Raw genomic sequence first — 21900 nt, 5'->3', positions numbered from 1 at the left:
GATGAGCTTAGAACATCAAGACGGCGGCCGTCAGAGTCGACCGCCAGACGGAGTCGCATGGGGCGAGAACACCAAGCAGACGCATCCGGACTTCCCGGACCCAGAGCCGAAGCCTACGGGCTGGCACAACAAGAACACCGACGCGGACAACATCCGCCGTCGGTTCGGCATCGAACCGTTCGCGAACGACTACCACTGGGATCCGTACCCGAACTGTCTCGTTCACGAGACGCGGACCGAAGACCGCGGAACGAGCCACGTCGGCGGGACGAACTGGCTCGCAGTCGGCGAGAAAGGCTCCGGAAAGTCGACGTGGGGGCTCTACTGGGCGACTCGCCTCATGGAGGTCAACAACGAGGCCGTCGTCTGGCGCGGAGCGCCGACGCGCTCGGAGTGGCTTCCACTGAAGCCGTGGACACGGTTGTTCCTCCCAGCGAACGCGGAGGTCGATGCGACGTGGAAACCGAAGGTCATTACGGAGGATCTCGACGGAGAGAGCGCGGACTTGGAAGAGATCGTCCGTGAGGTGATCTACTACGAGGACCCACGAGACGTCAACGAGCAGCTGAAGCCGGGGACGTTCAACGTCGTCTATCCGGACCCGTCGTTCAGCGGCTGCGGCGAGATCATGGCCGAGTCCGACTACATGGCACAGCCCGTCGAGTGGACGCCGAAGTGGAACGCCACGGAGGGAGACGACGCGACGCCACTCGTTCACTGGTGGTTCGCGTACTGTATTGCGAAGCTCGAGTACGGGCCGTACGGCTGGGTCTCGCTGATCTTCGACGAGACGGCGGACTTCGCTCCCGACAACGTTCGAGCGGACCGTCACGAGACGTACGAGAAGGTCAACGCACTCCGCCGGGTGATGGCGGACTCACGGAAGTTCCACTTCTCGCTGTTCTTCCTCGCCCATCACGAGGAGAATCTCCACTCGAAGATCCGACGAACCATCCAGTGGCGTGTGAACATGCCCGACGGCACGGCGAACCCGTGTAAAGAGAACAACGATCGGCCGCCGCTCGGGTTCAACCAGATCCCGATGAAGCACGATCTCCTCTCGAGGCGAGACGTGGGTCACTGTATCTTCTGGACGGAAGGCGGCTTCAACCCGATATCGTGGGACGATATCCACGAATTTCCGGAAGATGACAGTCGCTGGCTGAAGATTTCGCTCTCACAGCCTTACGCCCGCGCGCGAGGGGAAGTGACATCACAGGGGGGGCCTGCCGATGACTAATGACACGGATACGGACGCCGACGACGAAGAGGAACGATATCGCGAGCTGATCGCGTGGCTGAAAGCGACGCTAGTCTCGTACCTGGCGCGGGTTCGAGGCGCGATTTCACAGTCGGTCGACGAGATCGCGCCGCAGCTCCGCGGGACGGTCTCGAGCATCCACGTACCGGCGGGTGCGGTGAAGCCGCTGCTGCTCGCCGGCGTGCTGCTCGTGGCCGCGATCGCGGTGCCGGCCGCGCCGTTCGGAAGCGGCGACACCGGTCCCAGCGTGGAACCCGAGACCGGGAACACGACGGTCGATGACGAGACACCGTCGGCGACGCCCGAAACATTGGAACCGAGCGGCACAGCTGACGAGTCCGATACCGGTGACGAGCAGCCGACGTATCGGCAGGTGGTGACGAGCCGGGTCGAGGCACCCGGTACGGCACCGGCCGCGCCGAAGCAAATTCAGACCTCGGCCGGTAGTCAGACGATGGCTGTGACAACGGGCGTCGTCGACGGCGAGCCGGCGATCATTCTCGAGGACGACCGCACGCACGATGGTCGCTGGGTGGCGATCGACACGTCGTGGTTCGAACAGCATCTCGGACAGGTGCCGGCTCGTGCCTACATCGACCACGAGACGAACGGGAGCTACTCGGCTCCGATCCGCGTTCAGGGCGGCTCGGCAGCGTTCTACGTCGAAGGCTTCTCGAGCAACACGGTGACCTTCGACGGCGAGCTCCAGGTGAGCGCCGAGTCGGCGACCGACGGCGACACGATCACCTACGAAGCACCGAACGGCGGCGAGAACCTCTCGGTCGAACTGACCGGCGTCGAGAACACAAAACAGATGTCGACCTCGTCGACCGTTTCGGGAAGCGAGTCACTTACCGCGACCGTCGGCGGGACGACTGCGCCGCGGAACGAAGAGGTGACGCTGACGGGTGTTGAGACGACTGCGTCGGGCTCAGCCTCGCTCGGCACACTCTCGAATGGCGGGAGCACGACCGTCGATGTCGGTGGGAACCAGCCGGCGACCGACGAGAGCGTGACGCTGACCGGCGTCGAGACGACCGCGTCGGGCTCGGCCTCGCTTGGAACGCTCTCGGACGGCTCAAGCACGGGCGTCTCGGTCGGCGGCAACGTCGACGCGGAGGGCGAGTCGGTCACGCTCACGGGGGTCGAGACGACGTCGAGCGGGTCGACGAGCGGGTCGCTCGCGGACGGTGCGAGCGACTCATTCGACATCGGTGGGAACCAGGCTCCTACCTCGGAGTCGGTCACGCTCACGGGAGACACCACAACACAGTCGCGGAGTGAATCCGGGACGATCACGGGTTCGGGCTCGGCGACGATCTCGGGAGTCGGCGGGAGTGTGAGTCACTCCGACGCGACGGTCGACCTATCGAACCCACAGGCGCAAAGCATCAGCAGATTTGACCAAGTCTACGTTGCTACAGACGACTCCACCGACTTAGAATTTACCGCAGAGGCATCTGGACAGCTTGATTCAATTATTGTTGACCTGAATAATAATGACATTTATGGTAGTGAACCGGCACAATACTTTGAAATTCTCCAGGACGGCCAATCACTCGGAACCACCGAAACAATCGAGACAAGCTCGGGGTCGGGCATTACGACCGAAACGTTCGACTCGGGCGACTTACCAGTTTCATTAGATTCTGGACCGTTCACCGTTCGGATGTACGCGGTGGGTGATAGCGCAAGCCGCATCGGTGACGGAAGCTCCGGCGGAGATATTGTCTTATCGTTCGCAGCACCGAGTGAGGCGACTGTCGACGGCACCACGATCTCCCCGACTGGCTCGACGACAGTCCCGATCTCGGACGGTTCAAACACGATCCCGATTAGCGTGGATGGGTCAGTAAATTATGATGTATCATGGACGGAGACGGACGCTCCGACCGATCTCTCCGTCGATGTGGGGTCGTCAACGATAACGCACTCGGGACCGCTCGACGGATCGATCACTCGGGACGTGGACCTCTCGAGAGGGTCCGAATCGATCTCCGCGAGTTACTCCGGGGCATCGAGCGGGCTCAGTTATGACGCCTCATGGACGGAGGTGACGGCGACGGAGGACCCGTCGGTCTCTCTCGGCTCCGGGACCGCGTCCTACAACGGAATCCTCACACAGGGAGAGACGACGACGGTCTCTGGTGGTGACCTCTCTCCCGGTTCGAACTCCGTGAGCGTCTCGACGAACGGCGGCTCGGAAGTCACCGCCGACGCGTCGTGGACAGCCGTCACCGCGACCGAGGACCCGTCAGTCACGCTCGGCGGGTCGACGGTCTCCCACTCGAGTATCCTCTCACAAGGAGAGACAGTCACTCTCTCCGGGGGCGATCTCTCCCCCGGCTCGAACTCGGTGAGTGTCTCGACGAACGGTGGCTCGGAAGTCACGGCTGACGCCTCGTGGACGGCCGTCACCGCGACCGAGGACCCGACAGTGACGGTCGACGGACAGACCGTCTCATACGCCGGCGTCCTCGGCGACGGCGAGACGTACTCCGAGTCGGTCGACCTCTCGACCGGCTCACAGTCGCTCGACATCTCCACCGGCGGCGATGTCGACACCGCTGTCTCGTGGACCGAAGTGACCGAGACGATCGACCCGACCGTCTCGCTCAACGGCAACGCGATGTCGCACGACGGCGTCGTCGCCGAAGGCGAAACGGTGACACTGAGCGGAGAGGATGCGTGGATCCAGGAAGGAACGAACACAGTCGACATCGCGCTAAACGACAGCTCGCTGATCGCAGGATCACCGATCCCGAAAGTCGGCGTGAGCCTCTCACACGACATCCGCGAGAGCCGCACCGTCTCGTACTCCGCTGAGGCCTTCTCCGAGCGGTACTCGGTCTCGAAGTCGTGGACGGAGAACACGTCGAACGCGACGCTCACCATCCCGTGGGCCTCCGACAGCGTGATCGCCGTGCGGGATGTCTCCGTCGAGTACACCGACGAGAGCGGGACGACGCCGAGCCCGCGGCCGACGCCCGACTACGAGCTGACGAACGGCTCGGTCGTCGTCGACCTCGGCGATGTCGAAGGTGGGTGGACCACGACCGTCACGGCGAACGGCTCGAAGGTTCAGGTCGAGGGCGCGGAGATGACCGTCCTCGAGCCGACCGACCAAGGCGAGGACCTGAATTCCAGAATCCGGCTCTCGAACCCGTCAGACGACGTCTACCTCCGTGTCGGGGAGACGGCACAGGGCGGCCAGCTCCACTATCTCGCGAATACGTCGTGGGACAGCTCCGAAGCGACCCAATTCACGGGACGCGGCGTGAACGAGATGCGGATCCCGAACGCGCCGGATAACGGCGAGACGGCGATCCGGACGCTCCCGCTCGCGTTCGATGTCAACACCGGCGCGATCGACGTAGACATCCCGGACGGCCGGCTCTCCGAGACGGAGCCTGTCTACCGCGTCAGTCCGGGTCAGCGGACCGGAGACGACTACGACGTGACGCATCTGAACGCCACGGACGGACAACCGTACGTCCTGTGGGACGAAACCGACGAGATCGTCCTCGATCAGGGGATCGCATCGAGTCCGCTCACGCTGTCGACCGAGGACACGGAAGGCACGCGGATCATCCAGTTCCGCGAGGACGACGGTACCGCTGGCGGCTCTGGAGGCGGCGGGAGTTCCGGGTTCGTCGGCGGTGGTGGCGGTGGTCCGATGGTGACGAGTTCGTCACCGTTCAACGGCTTTAGCGGGCTCCGAGGCCTGCTGCCGGGAACTGACGTGTTCGTGTTCGGACTCGCCGGACTCTTCGGTCTCGCCGTGATCTCGCGGCGGACGGGGCTGTTCGACGAGGGGACCCGCAGCGATGCGGCCGCGGACGCGGCGATCGGCGTGGCGTCACGAGCGGGCGGGCTCCTCGAGCGCGTCTTCGACAACGAGATCGTGCTCGCCGCGCTGACGCTCGGCGGTGGGGTGTGGTTGCTCACGTCGGGGGCGTTCACCGCCACCGAGCGGCTGATCATCTCGGCGGGGAGCGTCCCAGTCGGGATGTTCCTCGTGCTCCAGCAGTTCGACTCGTTCGACTTCCGGATCTGGGCCGGCTCGACCGCGGTAGTCGCAGTGCTGGGCATCTGGCAGCTCGCGCCGGAGACGTTCACGACGATCGCCGAGGAGGCGGGCGTGATCATCGTGGTTGGCGCGGTGCTGCTCGGCTGGCGAGCACTGTCGGCGTGGCGCGCGGAGGCGTCGACGCCGGACAACGTGACGCGCCTCGAGATCGACGCTCGAGAGGACGACGATGGCTGACCCACTCATCATCGGCTTCCTCGGCGATCACGTCGGGGAGTCGCTGTTTATCGCCATCATCGGTGTGGTGGTCCTGCTCCGGTATCGTCGGTACAAGGCGATCGGCGGCGCGGCAGTCGGCGCGGCGTCGTCGACGGCGACGGTCGCGGTGGCGGTCGTCGTGACGCTGTTAGCGCTCGTCGCGCTCGGGTACTGGGAACCGCCGGTCGGCGAGATCGTCGGCGACGCGCTGGGTGCGGGCCGCACGGTCTACGACACGGTCGGGCGCTGGGTTCTGGAGCTCCTCCTCGGCTGGCTTGAGGGAGTGGCTGCGTAACGCCGGTCACGAGCTGACGACCCCTTCGTTGAGACTGGTGATCCCGAGAAGTCTCGTGTGGAACAGGAGGTCGCCAAGACGAATGCCCTCAACTCGCTTCTAGATCCGAGATCAGAGCTCGTACTCCGCGATCGTCTCCCACTCTTTGGCGTCTCCCGTGGTCTCCACAACGACGAGCGTGTCGAGAAGAGCCGTACCAGGCATCGACTCCGACTTGATATCTTCAACCAGCTCCAATCGCTCTTGGAGGCTCATATCGCTGTAAATGAGGCTCAGGTGAGGGACGTACATCTCACTGCCAGCTTCGAACGCTCCTACGGCGTCCTCATAGAGGGACAGAAGCTCCAGAACCGGTTCTACCAACAGAAAGACGCACTGGTACCTCGTCGTTGAGCAGTGAACGCGGGGAAAGGAGACTTCGAACGGTTCATGCTCTTGAGCGAGAGTTCGCGTGGTCTCAGTGATCGTATCCTGATCATCGGACAGCCCACCGAGAAGAGTAGTGTGGGGCGCGAAGATCGGCGCGTCGTCGTATCGTTGTGAGTAGTGGTCGATCAATTCACTCAAGCGATGGTATTCATTGGAGTCCTGATCCGGCTGGAGCCAAATCGAATAGATATCAGACATAGTGGTGGTTCATCGAGAGTGAGTATAATATTTCAGCCTTCACTATCGCCTGAACAGTTCTCTGAGTGTAATATGGCCATATCTCCCTCTAATTCGCCCTTATATGCGCCTTTGACGTTGGCGCTCAGAACTTTTCGATGATCTACGTATGCGTCCCAAGAGGCCCAGACTGGGTAGAAGAGAAGGCTCTGTGATAACAGGATTAGAGCGGCAAGAGGGATCGCCTCCGGAAATGATTCCATCCCCATCTCTGGTAGGCCCTGAGTCGAGAGAATATAGAAGCCGGCAATAGAAGCGCCAAAATAAGCGACAACCGCAAGTATGTTCATCGTTCCTCGGACGTGTGACTGTACCGTCTCTTGGAGTTCCTCTTGGCTGCGATCCACTCCATCAACCTCATCAAATCGGGTGCTCGTGTCGATGTCAAGTCCACCGTGGTAATATTCGTATTCCGCGCCGGGAACATCGATCTGTGTCTCGATCAGTGCGAGGAGAGCGGCCAGTTGGATCACGTAATTCACCGAAGAGATATGTGCCAGGTACAGGAAGGCGAGTACGTAAGGGACGAGAACGAAGACACGCGCATCCCCGTTGCTGGCGAATATATAGCCCACGATGAGTCCGATGACGGTGAACGAGCCGAGGTTTCGGCGGGTCTTTCGCTTCCCATGAGCACGAACCTCCTGCCGCAGCTGATCATACATCGAGAGGAGAGCGGTTTGATCAGGATCTTCCGGCTCCACGATCTCCCCGGACATACGCTATCCCTGTGAATAGTGGAACATAGTTGTTGCCGCTCTCAGGGAAGATAGAGGCGAGTTCCACGATTTGTGGCTTCGGCCTAGAAGAATCAGTCGGGGCCGGCGACATGGCCGTGTAAGGCTTCTTGACAACCTTCCTTCTCGGGGTACCGTCAGCCACGAGGCCGTGTTGATTCGGCTGAAGGGGCGTTCTACGACCGTTCTGTAGGTTCCACGTGCGGAGCGGTATGTGGCGGTAGGCCGGAGCCGTTCTGGCTCCGGCCGTTATTGTCTCCCCCCTTAGGGGCTACACCCGTAGGGACACCCGCTAACCTACCCACGCACCGCAAACGCTCTACCCGCCGGTCTCGCGACGCTCGACGCCTCGAAAAGCGCGATCCGCGAATGACTATTAGGAATCGTTATGTTTTAAAATACACTTCGGTATCGAGTGTAATCCTCTCGGAGGCACGATCGGCGCGGGATTGACATCGACGACACGCCGAGTAAACCAACATCGAGGGTCAAGAGGAGCGGATCGTTGGTTAGACGCAAAAAAGAGACGGAGCCGCGGCTGTCGACCGCGGCGAACGCGTGACGCGGAGCGCCGCTACTCGACCCAGGTCCGACGATCCGTCCGCACGCGGACCTCGTCACCGTCCAGGTACTCGCGCTCGAGCGCGGTCGCGAGCTGGTGCGGCTTCAACGAGAGGTCCTCGAAGTACGCCCACTCGGAACGACCACGATCTCCGTCGCCGGCCTCGTCGGCCTGGTCGTCACTTTCCTCCTGGTCGTCGACGGTGCCCGGATCGTCGCGTTCCTCGCGACGGTCGCGCCGCTTCTCGGCGCGCTCCTTCATGTCGTCTACCTGGTCGTCCGGGTAGATCGTCCGGAGGATGTCTTCGGCCTCCTCGAGAACCGCGAGCGACGGGAACACGACGAGCACCGGATTCGAGACCTTCTCGGCGACGCCGACGTCGACGAGCCGGGTCACGTGGTACCGGATCGTCGACCGGGCGAGCCCCGTCCGTTCCTCGAGCGTATCGTAGGACGCACCGGACTCGGTCGCGACGACGCGGAGGATGTCGTAAACCGCGCGCGTGTTAGCCTTCAACGCCTCGCGGTGGATCTCCGTGGAGACGCTTTCGAAGCGCTCACGGAGTTGCTCGCGACGACCGGCCGGGTGGCGGTACCGGTACTCCGGGCTCGCGGGACCGGGCTGATAGTCGTCGGCGACGAGCTCGTCGCGACCGACGCCGGACCAGTCGAGGTGAGCCGAGACGATCGACCGGAGCACCGACATGACCTCCTCCCAGTCGTCGACGTGCGGGAGCGCTCCGTCGCCGTCGACGCCGGCGAACGACGCCTCGAGCTTCGGATGGTGCGCCGGGTCTTCCCGCGGAATGTCGGCCCAGCCGGCGGCCTGGTAGCATTTCAGTTCGATGTCGTAGGTCGTCCGCTCGAATCCGAGGAGGTGCCAGCGATCGGCGTCGAGGAGCGCCTCGAGGTATCCCTCGCGCTGACGGAGCTGGTGCGCCTCGATCTCGGACATGCCGCCGTACGCGATCAGCTCGCGAGTCTGGTCGATCGTCTCGACGACCTGGCGCTTCCACCCGATATCGAACCGATGGTGCGCCTCGGCTTTCGCGATGCGCCGAGAGTCGGCGTCGCGATCGGTGAGGAGCCGGCCGCGGTCGACGTCGAGGACGCGCTCGAGGACATCGAGCATCTGTCCCTCGACCTCGTCGGCGGTATCGGCCCACGTCGTCGAACAGCGCACGAGCGTTCCCTCGCCGTACTGTAGCGTGAGGCTGTTCCCGTCCTTGTAGTTGAGATCGGAGAACTGTGGTACGACGCGGAGCGAACACGCCTTCCCGGTCTTGTACAGGTCTCCGTTCTCGTCGCGCTCGCGGAGCGTGAGGTCGTACTTGTAGTACGCCGAGTAGTCATCTCCCGTCCCGGTGCCGGCCTTCCATCGACTCGAGGAGAGGACGACGACCCACTCGCGGTCGGGCGTCGGAGCCTCGAGCCACGGGAGATCGTCGTGGTCGACCTCGAGGACGACGCCGGGCTCTTGGTCGCGATCGCCGACGACGTCGTACCACAGCTGGTGGACCGCCGAGTACACGGGGAGGTCTCGAGCCGCGTCGTTGAAGACGGCCTGAACGGCCGCCCCATGTGCGGCGGGCCGGGGAGCGACGCGCTCCTCGAGGCGCGGATCGGGAAGTGTCCCGATCGTCGCATCGGGCGTCGAGGGCATGTCGACGCTCACGCGGACTCACCCCGACACCGGTAACAGACGACGTCGCGACCCGACGTCCCGCGTCCGCACTCGGGACACTCGTACTCATCCAGGTCGTCGAACTCGACGCCGTCGAACGTCTCCTCAACGGCGCACATCTCACAACGGCCGCTGGGGCGCTGCGTAGGGTGCGGGCACCCCGTCATTGGACACCCCCCGCAGATTTCTCTTCCTGGAGGACACGGAGGACGTTCCACCACGTGACGCACTGACAGGAGTGACAGACGTGCTGGAACGATCCGCGTGACCGCTCGCCGACGATCTCGGCGGTACGCTTCTCCGAGAGCTTCCCGCATCCGGTACACCGCGCCGAGAGAAGCGGTCCGGCGTGACCGACGCCGGGAGCCGAGCGTGACTCACTCGACATCGTCTCCCTCCTCGTCACCGGCGTCGAGATCGTGTTTCTCCTCGAGGTCCTCCGGGAGGTTGTCGTTCTCCTCGGCGAGCCGAAGCTGGTCGGCGACCGAACTCGCGTGACCGAGATCGTCGTCGCTCACGCGGACGCACCCCCGTCAGCACCGTCATCGGTATCCTCGCCACGGTAGTACCGGCCACCGTCGGAGGTACTCTTCGCGAACTCGTCAGGGCGGTTCGGGCAGCCGATGAGGTGACCGTACTCGAGGTCGCCGTTCGGGCTCCGTGTACACCGAGCCTTACAGGTCCCGCAACGGAACTCGGAGTCCTTCGTGACGGTGAAGGATCCGGAGTGGCCGAGGCTCACGCGCCGACACCTCCGGCTGCGGACCTGTTTTTCGTTAAATATCTATTACTAAGATGTGATAAGTTAACCTGAAAACTGCCATGGGGCCGGAGGGACTCCAACCAGTCGTTTTTGCACAATCTGATCCCCATTTATGCCCGTTTTCGAGGGGGAATGACATAGAGCACCACACCTATTTTTAACCAGACTTGTTTGACGAGTCATAGTGTAGTTGAGGGATCGGAACTGGCGTCTGAGTCGTCGTCACCTTGCTCAGACTGAGTCTGCTCTGTGGACTCATCGGCTTCGTCTATCGAGTCTTCGAGGACCCCAGTGTATTTCCGGCGACGATTCTCCATTTTCTCGCGGTCGTCGGGAACGTCGTAGTGTCGTCGAATCGTATCCACGCTCGCGTCGACTCGATCTGATACGTCTTCGGGGGCGATTCCTTGGTCTAGCTGCCACTGGATCGACCCAGTTCGAATTCGGTGGGGCGACCGCGAGCTGGGGCACTTGCTGGCGTGATCCCGCTTGCGGTACTCGCACTTCTTTGCGTTCTCACCGTGTGGACACGCGATTCGGATGCAGGGCTGGGTAGCGAGATAGATCGCTCCCCGAATCTTCCCTATGCTTGCTCGCCCCTGCCGAGTGGTCAACAGCGGCTCACGTCCATTTTCGTCTCGCTTATCATTCCGTTCCCGAGCGATGTAGTGGTCAAGGACGTCGGCGACGTCGTCGGAGATTTCGACTGGGTCTTCACTATCAAGTTTGTTCTTGAGGCCCGTTCCCTCATCTGCCCGATGCTTGAAGTCGAGGTATGGGCCGTCAGCGGGATCTTCCTCGTCTGGGTCCCGGGTATAATCGCTGAGATCTAGACCGGCGATGGCCTGGACTCGCCGGCCCGTGAACCACGCAATTTCTGTCACTGCGTGTTCGAACGTTCCATACCACTTCGGAGAATTCCGCATAAATCGAATCTGCGGAAGGGCGTCCGTCTTGTCCCACTTCTCTGTATTCACCTCTTGACTACGATCCAGATCGGGGACAGTGACGGCTGGATGAAGGTACCCGTCGAATGCTCCCTTCTCACCGAGGAATCGAAGGAATTGCTTCAACGTCTGGAGCTTGTTCTTAATCGTGATTGCGCTCCAGTCGTCACGTGCGTGTGCATAGTCTTCGTACTGTTCGATTTTCCACTCCGTCAGATCGCCAACTCGGTTGATGTCGTGCTCGTTACACCACATCAGGAATGGGTCAAGATCCTTCTGATTTGAGCGAATCGTGTTATCAGTGTGGTCAATTTTTCGCTTGTTGATCCAGTACTCTCCCGCGGCGGTGGGGTTGAAATCTCCCGGCTCTTCTGGGAGCTTCAACGTGACCACCCCGAAACTGTCTTTGTGTTAGGAGTTTGCTGTTGCATTGTTCTGGTTTGTGCTGGATGTAGCCATGGCCAGAACCTGTGGGGGACCTCTCGTTGGCAGACGGGTGTCCTCCACTGACGCGTTCTGATGACCTGTGACTTCATCCCCTCACTGGCTCATAACATCTGGTTTGTTATAAAGTTTACTCAAAATTAACCCTATAGGGGTTATCTATATCGGTCTGAGAGTGATTATAACCGATCCCATATAGAAAAGTAACCCTCTAAGGGGAACACCTATGAGCGAGCCACGAGACATAGGCTTATGGATGGTTTCGCGCCGAACGATGTGGATACATCTCTCGATGAGATCATTCCAACGTCGAAACCGAATGTTGACTTCGACGCTGCGAAAGCTGAATGTACCGCTGCCGTTGAAGAACTCAGCGCAGATGTAAGCGGGATCGGTCCAAAAGCAGCGGAACGTTATCTACTACGATACGAATTCGGATTCAGTACCAAAGAACTCGCAGAACAATACGGCGTCACGTCGCCCGCGATTACGAAACACACTCGTTCAGTACGGGAAATGGTTCTCAAGTATCCGAGATTAGCTCGAATTATCGGTCAATTTCGCGCTGAAAGAGCCGATCTCATTGACCCGACCATTGACGATCATCTCCTCTGGGAAGGACAATTCGAAACGGATTCGACAGAAGCGAATGCTCAAGTCGCGTTCCACGTAGGAGACTTCCATGTACCATATTCATGGATGTATTCTCTGACAGCCGAAGCACAGGATGGGGACACGGTTCGTCATCTACTTGTCTATTATATCGTTGATGCCGACTGTGGCGTGTTCTTGAAACGATCGCTTCGAGGAGTCTCTCATACCTCTTGGAGACGAACACCACATTATCAGCGCCAATGGAACTACACGGTTTACCCTCTCCCACATCCAGAAATTCCAAACGAGGACGGGACGCTCATTGAAGCCGTTGAACACCACGTCCCTTACGACGTAAAGAAGGCGTACGACGAGGTTGACTGGCAGGTCTTGGAGATGTACGCGAAATCGAATATTGACGTGGAACGACCGTCTGCGAGCTTCAGTCTCCCAGACGTACTTCTTGATCACATCCGTCAGGAGAATTCGATTAATTCGGTCTTCGATTATTCAGAAGAGGTTCATAAGCGGCATAACATTGAGCACCTTCTCCGTCTGTACCCACTTACCCAACTTTCGCAGATCCCATTAGAGACGGTAACACTACTGTGGAATGGACCTCTCACGCCCCCAGAATCAATGGAATCGACAACAAAAGTGCTTAAGACGGCATTGGAAGCATCCAAGATCTCTATTAATCCGGGTCACAGAAATATCTGAGAGGGTCATCCGTCCCACCGGGTACGAAACAATCTGGGACTGATTGACGTGATTTTGAACTAATGCGGTCGCTCAGTAACGGCACTGGGCGGCGACGAGCCAGTGATCGTCCGATTCCACCAGGTCCGTCATTCGGTGTCCGCACACTACGGCGCCACCGTGCTGATCATAGATACGGTATTTTCGTGTCCGAGGGTGTGACCCGGGCGGATTGGTGGTTTCGTCGCTCTCGTGGAGGTCTTGCAACTCGTTGATCATATCGTCCCAGATCGCTTCGAGTAGGTCAACTCCTTCGGGCGAGGCGGTCTTCCAAATGCCAGTCTCGTCGGTCGGTGCGTCCGTGATCAATATACATCGTTGATAAACTGCGAGTCTGTCATTACTGCGCGGTTCTCGATTGCCTTGACAGAGCTTGCCAAAGGCGTTGCGGGCTTGTTCGATCGCTTCTTCCTCTGTATCGCCTGGAACGATAGCGTAGCGGATTAACTTCATAGTTTTGATGTTTTTGTGTTCTGTGATACGTTCGGATTTCATTTGCCGATACGGCGGCCGATCGTAGACTGTTATCGTTAACGTACCAGTACCACATAATAGCGCCCGTACTGACTTAAACAATTGTAAATCTGTTACGCCGATTCGTCTAAATTGGGTTTTATTGCTCTTCGCGTGCTTTGGCGGAATATTATACTCAAATGTTTTTATCTCTGAATACCTTGGAAAAAGTAATATAGAAGAAATATAAGAAAATTGTTACTAATAGTGGTCCTTGTTTCAGAGTCACACAGGATCACCGAACAAGACTTTAACCATCCAAACAAGTCAGAATGAAGAAATATTCAACAGAGCACACCACGGTGAATCGCCTCGGGGTCAAGCCCCGGGGTATTCTCCTTGACCGCCGATAAACTGGAGATCGAACCTTAGAGTAGTAGTCTACAGCGATTGATCGCGCCCCAGAAAATTGGATTTCAGAGAGAGTAGCTATTCCGAGTCTGCAGATTCCAGCATCTCGATGTCGTCCATCTCTGCTTGATCGGTGTATCCGTACAGAAGACCAAAACTCCCGCCTGCAAGGCGTGTCGTCGTCGTGTTCGCCCGGCCGTTCTGCGTATGCAGCTGTGCCGCCTTTTCAGCACCCTGCATAATTGCTTCCGGATCGGCTTGGGTGACCCATTTGGCGTACTCCTCGGGTGCCATCGATTTCGCCATCTCGCTGGACATACCGAGAATCGCTCCAACCGCCTTACCCTTTCCTTCGTCCTCGTGAATCTCACCTCCACGCGTCGCCATCGCGCTTGCAGTAGCCGCAAGCTGTTGGGGGTCAACTTCATCAAATATGGAAGGCCGATCGCTACTCTTGCGGGCGCCGGCCGCACTCGCAGCGAGTAACGTCCCCAACAGGGCGAGCTTCGGGTCGCTAGCGTACCTGATGACGGGCCCAGCTGCACGCGCCGTCTGAACGGCGAACTCACCCACCTCCTCTGAGTCTGTCTCTTTGAGAGTGGTCTGTACCTCCTCGAAACCTCTCTCCGCCTGTGTTCGAACTTTATCGCTCTTCGATGCAACTTGCGTTCGGAGATCGTCAGTACTCTGTGCGCCCGCGCCTACGTCATTGATCGAGCGATTCTCATCCTCGTACTCATTGATTAGCGATCTCAGGTCCCTGACCAGATCAGCGGCATCGTCGGCTTCACTGATGATCTCGTCAGCCTCGTCACGAGCCGCAGGTGGCACCTTGTCAAGCAGGTTCGCGATCGTCTCTTCGCTCGGTTCGTAGTTCTCGATCCCGTCGATCGTGTATCCCGCTTCGTCGGAATCAACCGGAATTTCTCCGATAGTGACGTCCGCTTCAGCTCCTAGATACTCGCTCAGAGCGTGAAAATCCGCCTCATCAATGTCGTCGACGATGGGAATTTGCACGAATCCAAGCTCAGTCTCGAGGGCAACCTCCCACTTCGAAACTCGGGAGGCAATATCGGGCTTGATCCCATCAACCTCCCTGTAGTTCGCCTCTTCGATGGTTTCGAGTGGGATCGATAGCGTCTGATCGCCCTCCGAGTTGCCGACGACGCAGAGCCAACGCTCGTCAGTGACGACGTGGAACACCTTGTGGCGTCGTGATCGAGACAATTCACTCGGAGAGATCGACCCGTACACCTCGGGCGTCTTCTTCTGTCCGCGGAAGATGAAGTGTGGCTGCTCGTAGCTTCGAAGATGGACAAGAAGCGCCCCATCATTCAGCCGTGCATCCATTACCCCTCCCGTCTCCTTTCCAAGAAGATCGGAAGTTACGGAGTCGTGTCTCGCATCGCGTATCTTTTTGCGGAACTCCTCCCCCTCGGCGTTGGACATACCTCACAGATGTTAGAGTACGCACATAAATGTCATCGTACATCACCTACCGTGGCGACGTATCGACGACAATTGGCGGGTTGTGGGCTAGCTGGGGAAATGGAACCGATAAACGCAAGCACTCTTGCCGCCCTTGCGTCTCTCAAAGATTGGTTGACTTCCGAACAATCACGTCGTCGTCTACCGCGACGACGTCCTTCTCTACGAGATGTTCGATAGCCTCCTCTATGTCCTCGGGAGAAAGATCGACTGCGGCTTCCAACTCCGACCGCGAGATCGACTCGTCGAAGGCCTGCAACACTTCGAGTTCCCGGTACACGCGTTCGGTGATCGCGGAGACCCGCTCGGCCAACGGCGTCGAGATGTTGTTCTGCTCTTCAAGTTCCAGGTGCGACTATTTCCGACTAGGACCCAAGCGCTGACCGAGATGTTCCTCGCAGAACTCCGCGAGAAACATCTCGTTGACGACGTGATCTTCCTGGTCAATGGTGTACCCTGGCTACAGGCGGCCTGCCATCGCTACTCACTCCGATTCCAACACGTCACCTACGAGAATCGGAGTGCCGTCGAACGAGTGTTAAAAAACTGAAACGTCGAACCGAAGCCTTCGCCAACCACTTCAGACACGCCGATCCGAACACAGTAGAAACGTGGTTGCAAGCATTTGCCGCCTGCTTCAATTAGTAATCTGAACAATGCCAGAGCGTTCGGCGATTACTCTGCCGTCTGAATCTCGGTACGAATGTCGGCCAATTCCGACTTCACCTTACCTTCAAACTCATCATACAGGTCACGACACGCAAACAGGTGGATCGGGAGTCGCTGCGCGAACTTCGAAAACGGACAGGATACTCTTGGTCAGGTCACCACTTTACCGGTGTACTCAGGTATTTCTCCTCGGCCAATTTCCGGGCAAGTAAGCAATGCCAGTCCTCCACGAGTATTCTGATTCGTATCATAAATCGGGCTACTACGTCAACGTCAATTGGAGCGCCCCACACCCATATCCACTCCAAACGCCAGCGCTAACCGAACAGATCTACCGGTCACTCGGCTTCCAGCCAGGTGATCGCGTTCCGAATGAGCTCACATCACGCCTTTTCAACGCTGGACTTCACTGGACTGAGGGTAATGGCACTGGTGACCCTGCAAAACAAACCGGGCTCCACCCAATCGATGACACAGATATCCCGGACCTCAACTCAGAAAGTTTAGACCGTGTCTATTCAATCCTGAACGAAGCCGCTGACCACGCGGAGATCGACGACTTCAATCCAAGCGCTGTCGACGACCTGAGATCCGAGCTCGAATCCCTCCATCCCAATACGAACCACGAGCCGGATCCCCTCCCTAAACGAACGGTTACAGCGCTCGGAGAACTCCTTGATGAACAATCAGTCGACCGCGAGCGAGCAGAACAACTTCGCGCCGACTGTAGCCACCCAGCTACGTTCGATTCCGCTGTCTACGAATTCGTTCGCAACCATCCGATCACACCACGATCCTTCGAAGTCAACGACCACGGCTCTCCCTCCTTCCAATTCAGTACAGCCGGTGTTACCTGGAAGCTCGCAGACTGCCGTCCGGAGTCACTGGATTTCGACTGGCCAGTAACCATCGCCCCAGGAACAGACCACGAATTCGGCCTTCGAATCACGACTGATGAACTCCTACGCGTCGTTCAAAACAACGAGCGGCTCTCGACACAGCAAGCGACAAACCTGCTCACTGTTCTTCCCTGCCTGCTCTGGACACTCCACCTCGTCGATGGTTACTCACTCTCGAATCGCTGGACAATTACCAACATCAAAACAGAACTTCCGGAACCGCAACGAGAGTGGCTAGCTGGCCAAACGCAGGCCGTCCTAACGGCTCTCGGCCAAGAACCAACCACGACTGAAGGAATTATCGTTGATCGGCCAGACCAATATCTCGGTCGAATCAGAACTCCCGATAAGAGCACCGTCTGTATAGCGGTTCACGCGCTCCCCGATGGTGCAGAGGTTGGCGACACCGTCTCATTCGACGTGACCCACCGCTACGACACCTATTACGCCACCAACATCGTGCTCTCTGAGAAATCCCCGAACACCGGACGAGAAATCGAAATTTCCACAGCCGACGACACACACTCATTCCACCTGCCGTCATCAACCGCCCCAGAGCCAAAACGAAAACTCGCCACCACACTTGCAACAGTACTTGATACCGTTGGACCCACAGCGGCACTCAAACCCGACGTCTTTCAGAAATTCATCACAGAAATCGAGATCAACGACCCAGACATTCGCCACCAACTCATCCAGTATCTCCTCGCAGAAACCCCATTTCACCCAGAGACGTTCCCCGAACTGGTCGCAAACCTCAACGATCACCATCGACTGCCAGATATGCCGCTCTCGTTCCATACCCTTCCTCTTGCCGCCTGCACAGCCGTCTTCTACGATGCCGTCGACACACAAGCCGTCCTCAACGAGTGCGACAACCAAGGCGACACGACCATTCTCTACCACCGCGACGGAAACACGCTCCTTGTCGGAAACGAACTCCTCTGGCACGGCGTCGAGAACGCCCTCCAAACCATCCCAGACCCTCTCAAAACAGCCATTGGAGCCGAATCCCTCCATCACGCACGATTCGTCCCTCGAACAATCGCCGCACTCAGCGAACAACAATTCTACCGAACTATCTCTCAACCATTCGTCCGGGATGTCCTGCAAGCCGGTCTCCAAGAAGCCGGGCTAAACGCACTCTACCTCCCCGACACTAAACCCGCGGAAACAAGCGATATTCTAGACACCACCGACCAGAGTCTCCTTCAAGAGCACAACTGAACGATGTCACTCAATGATCCATCAAGCGGCCGTTCAGACCCGAGTAATTTCGGAATCCAACGTTCCGGTCACATATAACTCAGGGTAACGTCGCTATATCATCTTGCTTGACGTATTCTCCACTAGCCACACCGAGTTCCCAGTGATCGTTTGCTTGGCGAGAGAACCCGACCTGCTGGAGATGACTCACTCAATCAGCTAATCTAAACAATGCTCTGAAATAGACGAACATTCATCTGATAAGCAGGTATCGGCCTCGATATGGCGTCCGCATATCGGGAAAGCGACGACGGAGAAGACGAAGCCACTGCCTTCCCGGCAAACAGCGGCGAAGATATGAATGCCGAAGAATTCCACACGCTCCTTCTTGACTTCCTCCCATCCCTGAACAGTAGGGTGGGCTTCCGCTCGCTACGTGTCAATTTTGGAAGCAAGTTCCCTACGAAGATTCCTCGTCATTGGGTGGCCGTTCAGCAAGCCGATCAAACCGAGACTGTGCTCGCTCCTTTCGATTTTCAGTCTCGGCCGTATCATACACGAGGTCAGTCACCTCTCCATCAGTGAGGGTGATATCCAGTACTGCGTCGGGATGTACAGCTTCCTCCGGGAGTTCCTTATGGTCAAGAACGATCTCATCAACGATCTCGCCATCTGCTTCTAGCAGGATTACTGCGAGGTCGTCCTCTAAACGATCGATCACGCCGGTGTATTCGTGGGTAGGCATCGTCAGTAGGTTTCCTCGATCACGGTTGTCCCTTTGTCGTTGAGAAGGATGACAGTGTCACCGTCATTATTCCAGACAGGGCTGGATTGTCCCCAGTACACTTCACTCTCGGTATCAGTTCCGCTGCCTGTGTAGATAGTGATTGTATCGCCGGGAGCAAGAACGGTCCCGTCGGGGAAGCTGTACGTGTGATCGGCTGCATCAGCAAGCTCCCAGTTGGAAAGATCTATCGACGATGTTCCCGTATTCTCGAAAACGACGTACTCGTCGTTCAGGTTCTCTCGGTCGTTCCCCTCCGCGTCAGCGTGGATAGCGACGATATCGAGAGCAGTGGTCTCAAGCGTCGCCGTCGGAGTTTCCTCTGGCGTGTTAGCTGTCGTTTCAGTTGGATCCGTAATGGGCGTTGTTCCCGATCCATCCGCATCGATCACGAACCGGTCCGTCACAGGGCTATCCGTCTCAGGTTCGATCGCGTCGCTCGACCGGAGATCTGTTGCAGTCGTCGGTGCGTCCTGTTGTGTTGCGACCGTCACGGCCGATCCATTGCTCGTGAACGTGGTTGTCCCGTGCGTCGCGGTCCAGTACGTCGGGATTGAGTCCGATTCCAACCGCACCAAGACCTCTTCGTGCGGGTGTCCGTACTGCGAATCATACGCGCTCGAGATCACAGCTGCTTGCGGAGAGGCGGCCTCAAGAAACGCCTCGCTCGTACTCGATTGACTCCCGTGATGGCCGACGGCGAGCACCGTGGAATTGAGACTGTCACCATAGGTTTCAACGAGATATTCTTCACTCGCGGTTTCTCCATCACCTGGGAGTAAGAAGCTTGACGCACCGAACTGGAGGTGTATGACGATACTGTTTTCATTCCGATCCTCGTTGGCAAGATATCCTTCCGGCGGCGCGAGGATCTTCGCCTCCACTCCGGACATTTGGATCGAGTCCCCTGCCTGTGTCCGGTAGAGGGTTACATTGTGTGTCTCAACCGCATCGAGGTACTCGTCGTACGTTGCCGAACTCGACGCAATACCGGGATCGTACACCGCCCCAACGCCATCGTGTTCGGTCTCGAAGTGTTCAATCACCGCAGCGTGGCCACCGATATGGTCCGCATCAGGGTGGGTAGTCACGAGGTGATCAATTCGCGTCACGTCCTGGGATTCGAGATACGCAATAACGCCCTCACCATCATCCCTCCAGTCCCCACTGTCAATGAGGAGCGTTTCACCATCTGGCCCAATAACAAGTGTGCTCGATCCTTGCCCGACATTCAACTGATGAACAGCTAACTCGCCCTCTGGTGCTGTCTCGCCTGTTGTCTCGATCTCTGTTGTCGGTTGTTCGTCTGTCTCTGTCGGCGAAACCGGTTCTCCATCAGTATCGGTGATCGCCCCAGCGCATCCTGCGAGGAGAACCAGCCCAAGAACCGCAAATATTCCCAGAAGACGACGGGTCGACATACGAGTATTTCGTTCAGCCAGCGGTTAGTAGTTCCGGCTGGATTTGCCAAGGAAGCTTTTGGAGACCCGGCTCTGTCAATAGCGACTAGTAGACAATCACAAAGAGGGCAAGAATTACGGTAGGGGTATCCATAGATGATCTATGGGGGTTGCTACCAATCCATCTGAATTGGTCGTACTGGTCGAACAAAGTGGCAACCTCAGCCGACGACTCAAAACGGCGTTAGTCACTGATGGATACGAAGTCACGACTGTGGATACAGCCAGCGAATGTATCCGACTGGCCGAACAGCGGTCAGTAGCCGGCGTTGTGAGCGAATACGCGCTCCCTGATTTCGACGGCGTCAACCTGCTTCGCTCGATTCGGATCTCTAACCCGACGCTGCCCTTCATTTTGGTACCGACGGAAGGCTCCGAATCGATCGCAGGAGAGGCGATCGCTGCCGGAGTAAGCGGCTACGTGCCGCAAGCCGATGACACGAAAACCGTTCTCTCGCGGATCCGGGCCGATATTGACAACAGGAACTCCTCACTAGATGAGGAGAGTCATCATCGGTATCAACGACTCGTTCAGATGGCACCAGCTCCGATCAACATTTTTGATGAGGCGGGGACCACGATTTGGGGAAACGATGCCGTAGTGGAGTTACTCGGCCTTGAGAGTCGATATGAACTCGTCGGACGGTCGATTTTTGAGTTCATCCACCCGGATGATCGACCCGTTGCTCGCCAGGAACTCGAAACCGTTATCGACGAGAAGGACTCCGTCGGCCCAACCGCAATGAAACTCCTTCGACCCGACGATCAAGTACGACACATTCAGGTCGCTACTGCGATCGGCAGTTATCTTGGAGGCGATATCGGACAGGCAATCATCCTCGACGTGACCGAGCGTGAGGAGTTCGCCCGTCAGTTAGCGGTTCTCAGTACGTGGCTCCGGCACAACATCCGAAACGAAATGAATATCGTGCACGGAATTGCGGGAGAACTGCGTGAGGAGAACGTACCACGCGTTGGAGAGAGTGCGACTGCCATTCAAGCACACGTTGAACATCTGGTTGATCAAGCAGACCGGGGACAGGAGATGGTTGAACTGCTCGTAGGGAAACCGCCGCTCGTTTCTCTCAGTGTCACAAGCGCGATCGACGACCAGATCCAAACGAAGCAAACGGAATATCCACACGCAGAAATCGATGGTGTGCAGGAAGCTACTGTCGAGATTGAGGCGACGCCACAGTTTCCGAAGGCGATCGGGGAGCTGATCGAGAACGCAATCGAACACAACGATACTGAGACGCCGCACGTGCAGGTCGAATTGGAACGCCCTGATCAGACTACGATCGGGATTCGTGTCCGTGATGACGGCCCTGGAATTCCTGCAGTTGAGAAAGAACTGTTGCGATTGGAACAGCCGATCGATCAACTGAACCACGGATCCGGACTCGGGTTACTGTTCGTTCATAGTGTCGTTACTCAATCGGATGGCTCCCTACGGTTTGGAGAAAATAAACCACGTGGGAGTGTCGTCACAGTAACCGTCCCGACCGAACTCGACAACTGATAGAAAAGA

17 protein-coding genes and 1 pseudogene are annotated in these 21900 nt (G+C 58.0%); 7 read left to right on the top strand and 11 right to left on the bottom strand.

Going from position 1 to position 21900, the window contains the following annotated elements; translation table 11 throughout:
• Nucleotide 1 precedes the first annotated feature (1 nt).
• Genes AXA68_RS08555 through AXA68_RS08540 form a run of 3 tightly spaced genes read left to right on the top strand, consistent with a single transcriptional unit; the run spans nucleotide 2 to nucleotide 5844 of the window.
• A complete protein-coding gene (locus AXA68_RS08555; protein WP_232745091.1) occupies nucleotides 2-1240 on the top strand; it encodes a hypothetical protein in 1239 nt (412 codons plus the stop codon).
• The gene (locus tag AXA68_RS17335) at nucleotides 1233-5528 is read left to right on the top strand and encodes a beta strand repeat-containing protein (protein ID WP_232745090.1); all 4296 of its coding nucleotides are present in this window, start codon (nucleotides 1233-1235) and stop codon (nucleotides 5526-5528) included. Before AXA68_RS08555 ends, AXA68_RS17335 begins: the two co-directional genes overlap by 8 nt.
• Nucleotides 5521-5844: a hypothetical protein gene (locus AXA68_RS08540; RefSeq protein WP_066415362.1), complete on the top strand. Its 324-nt coding sequence runs from the start codon at nucleotides 5521-5523 to the stop codon at nucleotides 5842-5844. Before AXA68_RS17335 ends, AXA68_RS08540 begins: the two co-directional genes overlap by 8 nt.
• Before the next feature lie 111 nt (nucleotides 5845-5955).
• Here AXA68_RS08540 and AXA68_RS08535 read toward each other — a convergent pair whose 3' ends face one another.
• From AXA68_RS08535 to AXA68_RS16060, 6 genes are all read right to left on the bottom strand, one after another.
• The gene (locus AXA68_RS08535; protein WP_066415359.1) at nucleotides 5956-6471 is read right to left on the bottom strand and encodes a 2'-5' RNA ligase family protein; all 516 of its coding nucleotides are present in this window, start codon (nucleotides 6469-6471) and stop codon (nucleotides 5956-5958) included.
• 32 nt (nucleotides 6472-6503) lie between these two features.
• Nucleotides 6504-7229: a hypothetical protein gene (locus tag AXA68_RS16745; RefSeq protein WP_157884812.1), complete on the bottom strand. Its 726-nt coding sequence runs from the start codon at nucleotides 7227-7229 to the stop codon at nucleotides 6504-6506.
• A 592-nt stretch (nucleotides 7230-7821) separates the two neighbouring features.
• Nucleotides 7822-9471, bottom strand: coding sequence for a DUF7845 domain-containing protein (locus tag AXA68_RS08525; protein WP_066418467.1), 1650 nt, complete (start codon nucleotides 9469-9471; stop codon nucleotides 7822-7824).
• An 8-nt stretch (nucleotides 9472-9479) separates the two neighbouring features.
• Nucleotides 9480-9611: a hypothetical protein gene (locus AXA68_RS17465; protein WP_269799191.1), complete on the bottom strand. Its 132-nt coding sequence runs from the start codon at nucleotides 9609-9611 to the stop codon at nucleotides 9480-9482.
• A 258-nt stretch (nucleotides 9612-9869) separates the two neighbouring features.
• Nucleotides 9870-10010, bottom strand: a complete 141-nt coding sequence (locus AXA68_RS16740; RefSeq protein ID WP_157884811.1) for a hypothetical protein — start codon at nucleotides 10008-10010, stop codon at nucleotides 9870-9872.
• Nucleotides 10011-10434: 424 nt separating this feature from the next.
• Nucleotides 10435-11586, bottom strand: a complete 1152-nt coding sequence (locus AXA68_RS16060) for a tyrosine-type recombinase/integrase (RefSeq protein WP_157884810.1) — start codon at nucleotides 11584-11586, stop codon at nucleotides 10435-10437.
• A 312-nt stretch (nucleotides 11587-11898) separates the two neighbouring features.
• Between AXA68_RS16060 and AXA68_RS16735 the strand changes: the two genes are divergently transcribed.
• On the top strand, nucleotides 11899-12960 hold the full coding sequence (locus AXA68_RS16735; RefSeq protein ID WP_157884809.1) for a hypothetical protein: 1062 nt from the start codon (nucleotides 11899-11901) through the stop codon (nucleotides 12958-12960).
• 72 nt (nucleotides 12961-13032) lie between these two features.
• Here AXA68_RS16735 and AXA68_RS16730 read toward each other — a convergent pair whose 3' ends face one another.
• The 3 genes from AXA68_RS16730 to AXA68_RS08505 form a co-directional block, all read right to left on the bottom strand.
• On the bottom strand, nucleotides 13033-13494 hold the full coding sequence (locus AXA68_RS16730; RefSeq protein WP_157884808.1) for a hypothetical protein: 462 nt from the start codon (nucleotides 13492-13494) through the stop codon (nucleotides 13033-13035).
• Between the two features lie 447 nt (nucleotides 13495-13941).
• On the bottom strand, nucleotides 13942-15312 hold the full coding sequence (locus tag AXA68_RS08510) for a hypothetical protein (RefSeq protein WP_066415346.1): 1371 nt from the start codon (nucleotides 15310-15312) through the stop codon (nucleotides 13942-13944).
• 142 nt (nucleotides 15313-15454) lie between these two features.
• Nucleotides 15455-15664 carry a hypothetical protein gene (locus AXA68_RS08505; RefSeq protein WP_066415340.1) on the bottom strand — a complete coding sequence of 70 codons (210 nt, stop codon included), beginning with the start codon at nucleotides 15662-15664 and terminating at the stop codon, nucleotides 15455-15457.
• Between the two features lie 36 nt (nucleotides 15665-15700).
• Between AXA68_RS08505 and AXA68_RS17330 the strand changes: the two are divergent.
• Both AXA68_RS17330 and AXA68_RS16725 read left to right on the top strand, forming a co-directional pair.
• Nucleotides 15701-15996 (top strand): annotated as a pseudogene (locus tag AXA68_RS17330) (IS6 family transposase); the annotation flags it as partial.
• A gap of 239 nt (nucleotides 15997-16235) precedes the next feature.
• Complete coding sequence (locus AXA68_RS16725) at nucleotides 16236-18146, top strand: hypothetical protein (RefSeq protein WP_157884807.1); 1911 nt, start codon at nucleotides 16236-16238, stop codon at nucleotides 18144-18146.
• Between the two features lie 439 nt (nucleotides 18147-18585).
• Here the strand turns inward: AXA68_RS16725 and AXA68_RS16055 are convergent, their stop codons facing one another.
• The gene (locus AXA68_RS16055) at nucleotides 18586-18870 is read right to left on the bottom strand and encodes a DUF3006 domain-containing protein (protein WP_080505203.1); all 285 of its coding nucleotides are present in this window, start codon (nucleotides 18868-18870) and stop codon (nucleotides 18586-18588) included.
• Between the two features lie 2 nt (nucleotides 18871-18872).
• A complete protein-coding gene (locus tag AXA68_RS08490) occupies nucleotides 18873-20330 on the bottom strand; it encodes a lamin tail domain-containing protein (RefSeq protein ID WP_080505202.1) in 1458 nt (485 codons plus the stop codon).
• 142 nt (nucleotides 20331-20472) lie between these two features.
• Between AXA68_RS08490 and AXA68_RS16050 the strand changes: the two genes are divergently transcribed.
• Nucleotides 20473-21891 (top strand): ATP-binding protein, encoded by a 1419-nt coding sequence (locus AXA68_RS16050; RefSeq protein ID WP_080505201.1) that lies wholly within the window; start codon nucleotides 20473-20475, stop codon nucleotides 21889-21891.
• Nucleotides 21892-21900: the final 9 nt, after the last annotated feature.

This window comes from Halorubrum aethiopicum, from assembly GCF_001542905.1.
In the GTDB taxonomy this organism is placed as follows: domain Archaea; phylum Halobacteriota; class Halobacteria; order Halobacteriales; family Haloferacaceae; genus Halorubrum; species Halorubrum aethiopicum.
Note: the sequence above shows the minus strand (reverse complement) of the source record. Positions and strands in the feature narration are given on the sequence as shown.